The 6,773-nt window shown below is 72.4% G+C and carries 5 protein-coding genes; all 5 read left to right on the forward strand.

Features of this window, described 5'->3' with window-relative positions:
• Nucleotides 1-157 precede the first annotated feature (157 nt).
• The 5 genes from B4M60_RS02180 (at nucleotide 158) to rsmA (ending at nucleotide 6,766) form a co-directional block, all read left to right on the forward strand.
• Complete coding sequence (locus B4M60_RS02180) at nucleotides 158-1,714, forward strand: BCCT family transporter (protein WP_291079856.1); 1,557 nt, start codon at nucleotides 158-160, stop codon at nucleotides 1,712-1,714.
• A 38-nt stretch (nucleotides 1,715-1,752) separates the two neighbouring features.
• The gene (gene metG, locus B4M60_RS02185; RefSeq protein WP_291079858.1) at nucleotides 1,753-3,588 is read left to right on the forward strand and encodes a methionine--tRNA ligase; all 1,836 of its coding nucleotides are present in this window, start codon (nucleotides 1,753-1,755) and stop codon (nucleotides 3,586-3,588) included.
• 9 nt (nucleotides 3,589-3,597) lie between these two features.
• Nucleotides 3,598-4,464, forward strand: coding sequence for a TatD family hydrolase (locus tag B4M60_RS02190; RefSeq protein WP_291079860.1), 867 nt, complete (start codon nucleotides 3,598-3,600; stop codon nucleotides 4,462-4,464).
• Nucleotides 4,465-4,661: 197 nt separating this feature from the next.
• Nucleotides 4,662-5,849: a resuscitation-promoting factor gene (locus B4M60_RS02195; protein ID WP_291079862.1), complete on the forward strand. Its 1,188-nt coding sequence runs from the start codon at nucleotides 4,662-4,664 to the stop codon at nucleotides 5,847-5,849.
• Nucleotides 5,846-6,766, forward strand: coding sequence for a 16S rRNA (adenine(1518)-N(6)/adenine(1519)-N(6))-dimethyltransferase RsmA (rsmA, locus tag B4M60_RS02200; protein WP_291079868.1), 921 nt, complete (start codon nucleotides 5,846-5,848; stop codon nucleotides 6,764-6,766). Before B4M60_RS02195 ends, rsmA begins: the two co-directional genes overlap by 4 nt.
• The last annotated feature ends 7 nt before the right edge of the window (nucleotides 6,767-6,773 follow it).

Below are 6,773 nucleotides of genomic sequence, written 5' to 3' on the forward strand. Positions count from 1 at the left end.
GCGCCAGGTCGAGCGATCGCGCCCGCGAGCGCAGCGCACGCAGCAGCCCGGCGACGGGGACTGGGCTGCCGGGCACTCGCCTATGGTGGCACGCGAACCGGCTGGTGAGGAACTTATTATCTTGCACTCTCGACCGGTTGTTGACAGTGTTCAAAGGATGTCCAGTTCCAGCGCAGAGAAGATCGACCCGGGTTCGACTCGAGCGGCGCGGCCGCGCGCGGACCTCGCGGTGCTCGTCCCCACCGCCGTGATCGCGCTGATCGTGGTGGTGTGGGGCCTGTTCTACACCGTGTCGTTCGAGAGCGCCGCGGGCAAGGCCTTCGACGTGGTGGTCCACACGGTGGGCTGGCTGTTCATCGTCGTGGCGACCACGGTCGTGGCCTACACCGTCTACCTCGCGTTCTCCCGCTTCGGCGGGATCCGGCTGGGCGGCGACGACGAGAGGCCGGAGTACTCCACCCGGTCCTGGATCGCCATGATGTTCGCCGCCGGCATGGGCATCGGGCTCATGTTCTACGGCGTCTCCGAGCCGCTCACCCACTTCCAGACCCCGCCGCCGGGCCAGGACCAGCAGTACGACGTGGCCATGGCGACCACCGCCTTCCACTGGACCCTGCACCCGTGGTCCATGTACGCCGTGGTCGGCCTCGCGCTGGCCCTGTCCGCCTACCGGTTCAAGCGCGGTCACCTGGTCTCGCAGGCGTTCGTCCCGCTGATCGGGGAGAAGCGGGCGGGCGGCTGGATGGGCAAGGTGCTGGACGTGGCCACGGTGGTGGCCACCATCTTCGGGACGGCGGCCTCGCTCGGCCTCGGCGCGCTGCAGATCCGGGCCGGGCTCAACGAGACGGGCGCGGTCGACGGCGGCGGCATCGCGCTCGTCGTGGGCGTCATCGTGGTGCTGGGCCTGGTGTTCCTCGCCTCGGCGGCGTCCGGCATCGGCAACGGCGTCCGGATCCTGTCCAACATCAACCTGGTGCTGGCGATCTCGCTGGCGCTGTTCGTGGCGATCTTCTCCGGCGCGCTCTTCTTCATCCTCGACCTCATCCCCACCACGGTGGGCGCGTACTTCTCCGACTTCCTGGACATGGCCTCCCGGACCGCGGTGAGCGAGAACGGCGAGGCGGCGGAGTGGCTGTCCGGCTGGACGGTCTTCTACTGGGCGTGGTGGATCTCCTGGTCGCCCTTCGTGGGCATGTTCCTCGCCCGGATCAGCCGGGGGCGCACGGTCCGCGAGTTCATCGTGGGGGTGGTCCTCATCCCCAGCACCCTGTCGGTGCTGTGGTTCTCGATCTTCGGCGGGTTCGCCCTGTACCTCGAGGACGCCGGGCGGAGCGTCTTCGGCGACGGATCCCTCGAACCGCAGCTGTTCAACCTGCTCCGCGAGCTCCCGCTCGCGCCGGTGCTCATGGTGCTCGCGATGGCGCTCATCGCCGTCTTCTTCATCACCTCCGCCGACTCCGCGTCGATCGTCATGGGCGGCATGGTCCAGCACGGGATCGAGGAACCGTCCCGCTGGATCGTCATGCTGATGGGCACGTTCACCGCGGCGGTGGCGATCATCATGCTCGTGGCGGGTGACGGGGGCGGCAACGCGCTGTCGAGTCTGCAGAACATGACCATCATCGCGGCGTCGCCGTTCGTCCTGGTGCTCATCGCCCTGTGCGTGTCCATCCACAAGTCGCTCTCGCACGATCCGGCGGCCGAGAGCGCCTGACTCGGGTTCTGCGGGCCGAGACCACTACTCTGGGACGCATGGCGAAGACAGTCCTCACCGCGGTCGCATGGCCGTACGCGAACGGCCCCCGGCACATCGGACACGTCTCGGGGTTCGGGGTGCCGTCGGACGTCTTCTCCCGCTACCAGCGGATGGCGGGCAACGACGTGCTCATGGTCTCGGGCACCGACGAGCACGGCACGCCGCTGCTCGTGCAGGCGGAGAAGGAGGGCGTGTCGGTCCAGTCCCTCGCGGACCGGTACAACCGGGTGATCGTGGACGACCTCGCGGGGCTGGGCCTGAGCTACGACCTGTTCACCCGCACCACCACCCGCAACCACTACGCCGTGGTCCAGGAGCTGTTCCGCGGCCTGCACCGCAACGGGTACATGGTGGCCAAGACCACCACCGGTGCGGTGAGCCCGTCGACGGGCCGCACGCTGCCGGACCGGTACATCGAGGGCACGTGCCCGATCTGCGGCGACGACGGCGCCCGCGGCGACCAGTGCGACAACTGCGGCAACCAGCTCGACCCGGCGGACCTGAAGAACCCGGTCTCCAAGATCAACGGCGAGACGCCGAAGTTCATCGAGACCGAGCACTGGTTCCTCGACCTTCCCGCCCTGGCGGATTCGCTGGGGGACTGGCTCAAGGGGCGCAAGGACTGGCGGCCCAACGTCCTCAAGTTCTCGCTCAACCTGCTCGAGGACCTGCGCCCGCGCGCCATGAGCCGCGACATCGACTGGGGCATCCCGATCCCCGTCGAGGGCTGGGAGGACCGCGGCGACAAGAAGCTCTACGTCTGGTTTGACGCCGTGGTGGGCTACCTGTCCGCGTCGATCGAGTGGGCCTGGCGCTCCGGCGAGCCCGAGGCCTGGCGCAAGTGGTGGACGGACCCCGAGGCGGTCTCCCACTACTTCATGGGCAAGGACAACATCACCTTCCACTCGCAGATCTGGCCGGCCGAGCTCATCGGCTACGACGGCCGGGGCGCGCGCGGCGGCGAGCCGGGCGCGCTCGGCGCCCTCAACCTGCCCACCGAGGTGGTCTCCTCCGAGTTCCTCACGATGTCGGGGTCCAAGTTCTCGTCCTCGCGCGGCGTCGTGATCTACGTCCGCGACTTCCTCGCCGAGTTCGGCCCCGACGCCCTCCGGTACTTCATCTCCGTCGCCGGGCCGGAGAACCAGGACACCGACTTCACGTGGGACGAGTACGTGCGCCGCACCAACGCCGAGCTGGTGGGCGGCTGGGGCAACCTGGTCAACCGCACCGTGTCGATGGCGCACAAGAACTTCGGTGAGATCCCGCGCCCGGGGACCCTCGCCCAGGTGGACGCGGACCTGCTGCGCGAGGCGGAGGCTGCCTTCGCCACCGTCGGCGCCCACCTCGAGCGCTCCCGGTTCAAGGCCGGCGTCTCCGAGGCCATGCGGATCGTGGGCGCCGCCAACCGCTACATCGCCGCCACCGAGCCGTGGAAGCTGGCCAAGGAGCCGGACCAGCGGGAGCGCCTGGGCACCGTGCTGCACACCGCCCTGCAGGTGGTCTCCGACGCCAACACCCTGCTCACCCCGTACCTGCCGTCGGCCGCGCAGCAGATCCACGGCGCGATCGGCGGGCAGGGCGTGTGGGCGGCGGCGCCGCAGGTCCGCGAGGTCACCGACGACATGCCCGTCGAGGTGGCCGGGGTGGGCGTACCCGAGGCCGGCCGCAGCTACCCGGTGATCATGGGCGACTACGCCTCCGAGCAGGCCACCTGGGCGCGGTCACCGATCGCCCCCGGCACGCCCCTGCCCAAGCCGAGCCCGCTGTTCGCCAAGGTGGACCCGGAGCTGGCCGAGACCGGCCCGGGCTGGGCACCGATCCGGCGGGACTGACCTCTCAGAATGGGTAAGCGCAAACCCCGCCCGACCCCCGTCCTGCCCGGGCCGCTGCCCGGCCTGGTCGACGCCCACACGCACCTCTACTCGTGTGGGCACCGCACCGCCGACGAGGTCCGGGCCGCCGCCGACCGGGCCGCCCTGGCCGGGGTCGAGGCGCTGGTGACCGTGGGCGACGATCTGGCCGAGTCGGAGGCCGCGGTGGCCGCCGCCGAGTCCGACGAGCGGGTCCACGCCGCGGTCGCCGTGCACCCCACCCGCGCCCGCGAGGTCACCGACCCGGTCACCGGCCCCGCCGTGCGCGACCGCCTCCGCGAGCTGGCCGCGCACCCCCGGGTGGTGGCGGTGGGGGAGACCGGCCTCGACCACTACTGGGTGGGCAGGATGGACGGCTGCGCCGACCCGGCCGAGCAGGAGGAGTCGCTGCGCTGGCACGCCGGGCTCGCCGCCGAGCTGGGCAAGTGCCTGATGATCCACAACCGCGAGGCCGACGACGACCTGCTGCGCGTCCTGGCGGAGGTCGCGGGACCCGGATCCGGCGTCCCCGCCGTCATGCTGCACTGCTTCTCCTCGCCGCTGGACGTCGCGCGCGAGGCGCTGGACCGCGGTTACGTGCTGTCCTTCACCGGGAACGTCACCTTCAGGGCCAACGAGCACCTGCGCGACGCCGCGCGCCTGGCCCCCGCCGGGCAGCTCCTGGTGGAGACCGACGCCCCCTACATGGCGCCCGAGCCGTTCCGCGGCGCCCGCAACGAGCCGGGCCTGGTGGGGTACACCGCCCGCGCGATCGCCGAGGTTCGGCGGCAGACGCCGGAGGACCTCGTCGCGGAGGTCGCCGACACCGCCCGCGCGGTCTTCGGCCTGACCGTCTGACGGGCACCCGCCGGTGGGGCCCGTGGGACTCGTGGGCCGGAAGGGGGGATTGTAACGAAACGTGATCCGACCTCCTCGTCGTCGTCGCACGTCAGCAGCGTCACATTGCCGTGGCGGCGCCGACTCGTTACGCTATCGTGATGAAACGCGGACGCCCGTAGGGGCGCCGGCGCTCGACGCGAGGAGAGAACCGACCAGTGGTTGACGACGCACGGACCGACATCCCCACGGGTACCGGGCCCGGCACCAAGGGCCTGCTCACCCCGGTCCACCGCATCCACCGCTCCCGCTCGACCATGCTGCGGTTGTCCGTGGCCGGCATGCTCGCCACCCTCGTGGTGGGCGGCGTCGCCGCGCTGGACCAGCGCACGGAGTACACGCTCGACGTGGACGGCTCGCGGGTCGACCTGGTCACCTTCACCTCCGACGTGCGGACGGCCCTCGAGGAGGCCGGGTACGGCGTCGACGAGCGCGACGTGGTGCTGGCGCCCGGCGACCGCCTCGACGACGGCGACACCGTCACCCTGCGACGCGCGCGACCCGTGGCGATCGAGGTCGACGGCCGCGCGGAGCAGGTCTGGACCACCGCCACCACCGTCGCCGACCTCATTGCCGAGCGCGGCGACGTCCCGCCCCGCAGCTACGTCACCCCCCGCATCGACGCCGAGGTCCCGCTCGACGGCGCCCGGGTGAGCGTGGTGACCCCCCGCGAGCTGCTGCTGTCCGACGGCGGCGGCCCGGCCGCCCCGATCGCCTCGCCCGGCGGCACCGTCGGTGAGTACCTCGTGCGCGCCGGCATCACGCTCGGCCCGCTGGACACCGTCGAGCCCGCCGCCGACGCCCCCGCCGCCCCCGGCACCCAGGTCACCATCACCCGGGTGGCCGTGGGCCAGGAGTCCCAGGTCGAGCAGTTCCAGGCCCCCGAGACCGTCACCGAGGACCCGGAGTCGCTCGAGGGCGAACGCACGGTGGTGGAGCCCGGCACCCCGGGTGAGCGCGAGGTCGCCTACACCGTGACCCGCGTCAACGGCGTCGAGACCGAGCGCGCCCGCGGCACGGAGAGGGTCCTCACCGAGGCCCGCCCGGCGGCCGTGCGGCTCGGCACCAAGCCCAAGCCCGCCGCGCCCGTCGTGTCGAACGGCGGCGTGTGGGACTCGATCGCCCAGTGCGAGTCGGGCGGCAACTGGGCCATCAACACCGGTAACGGCTACTCCGGCGGCCTGCAGTTCGCCGCCGGCACGTGGTCCGGCCACGGCGGCGGGCAGTACGCGCCCAGCGCCCACCTGGCCACGCGGGAGCAGCAGATCGCGATCGCGGAGAAGGTCCGGGCCTCGCAGGGCTGGGGCGCCTGGCCCGCCTGCACCTCGAAGCTGGGCCTGCGCTGACCGGTCCGGACGCGACCTTCCGCGGGCAGGCCGTTCCACTCGGTCCCCAGGAGGTGCGCGCGCTCGCCGAGGAGTTGGGCGTCAAGCCCACCAAGACGCTCGGGCAGAACTTCGTCCACGACGCCAACACGGTCCGCCGGATCGTGGTGTCCTCGGGCGTCGGGCGCGGCGACACCGTGGTGGAGGTCGGCCCGGGCCTCGGCTCGCTGACCCTGCCGCTGCTGGACGCCGCCGGCCGGGTCGTGGCTATCGAGATCGACCCCGTCCTGGCCGGGCGGCTGCCCCGGACCGTGGCCGAGCGCGCCCCGGAGCTCGCGGGCAACCTCACCGTGGTGACGGCCGACGCCATGGCCGTGCGCGGCGCCGACCTGGGTTCGCCGGCGCCGACCGCGCTCGTGGCCAACCTGCCCTACAACATCTCCGTGCCCGTGCTGCTGCACCTGCTCGCCGAGGTCCCCACCCTGCGGACCGCCCTGGTGATGGTGCAGCTCGAGGTGGCGGACAGGCTGGCCGCGCCCCCGGGATCCCGCGTCTACGGGGTGCCGAGCGTCAAGGCCGGGTTCTTCGGCACCGTCCGCCGCACCGGGACCGTGGGCCGCAACGTCTTCTGGCCCGTCCCCAACGTCGAGTCGGGGCTGGTGCGGATCGACGCCTACGAGACCCCGCCGTGGGACCTGGGGCAGGCGCACCGCCGCCGGGTGTTCGCGGTGGCCGACGCCGCGTTCGCCCAGCGCCGCAAGACCCTGCGCGCGGCGCTGTCCGGCTGGGCGGGGTCGCCCGCGGACGCCGAGCTCGCCCTGGTCGAGGCCGACGTCGACCCCAGGGCCCGGGGGGAGCAGCTCACCACGGCCGATTTCGTGCGGATCGCCGAGGCGGCGCGGCGGCTCGGGATCGGGTCCGCGCGGCGCGAGCCGTAGGCTGGTG

This window comes from Dietzia sp. UBA5065 (genome assembly GCA_002415925.1).
Taxonomy (GTDB): Bacteria; Actinomycetota; Actinomycetes; order Mycobacteriales; family Mycobacteriaceae; genus Dietzia.

Bases quoted from the DNA above. Each gene is read 5' to 3' on its own strand.
- B4M60_RS02190 (WP_291079860.1), top strand. From the start codon at position 3,598: ATGGGTAAGCGCAAACCCCGCCCGACCCCCGTCCTGCCCGGGCCGCTG.
- B4M60_RS02180 (WP_291079856.1), top strand. From the start codon at position 158: ATGTCCAGTTCCAGCGCAGAGAAGATCGACCCGGGTTCGACTCGAGCG.
- metG (WP_291079858.1), top strand. From the start codon at position 1,753: ATGGCGAAGACAGTCCTCACCGCGGTCGCATGGCCGTACGCGAACGGC.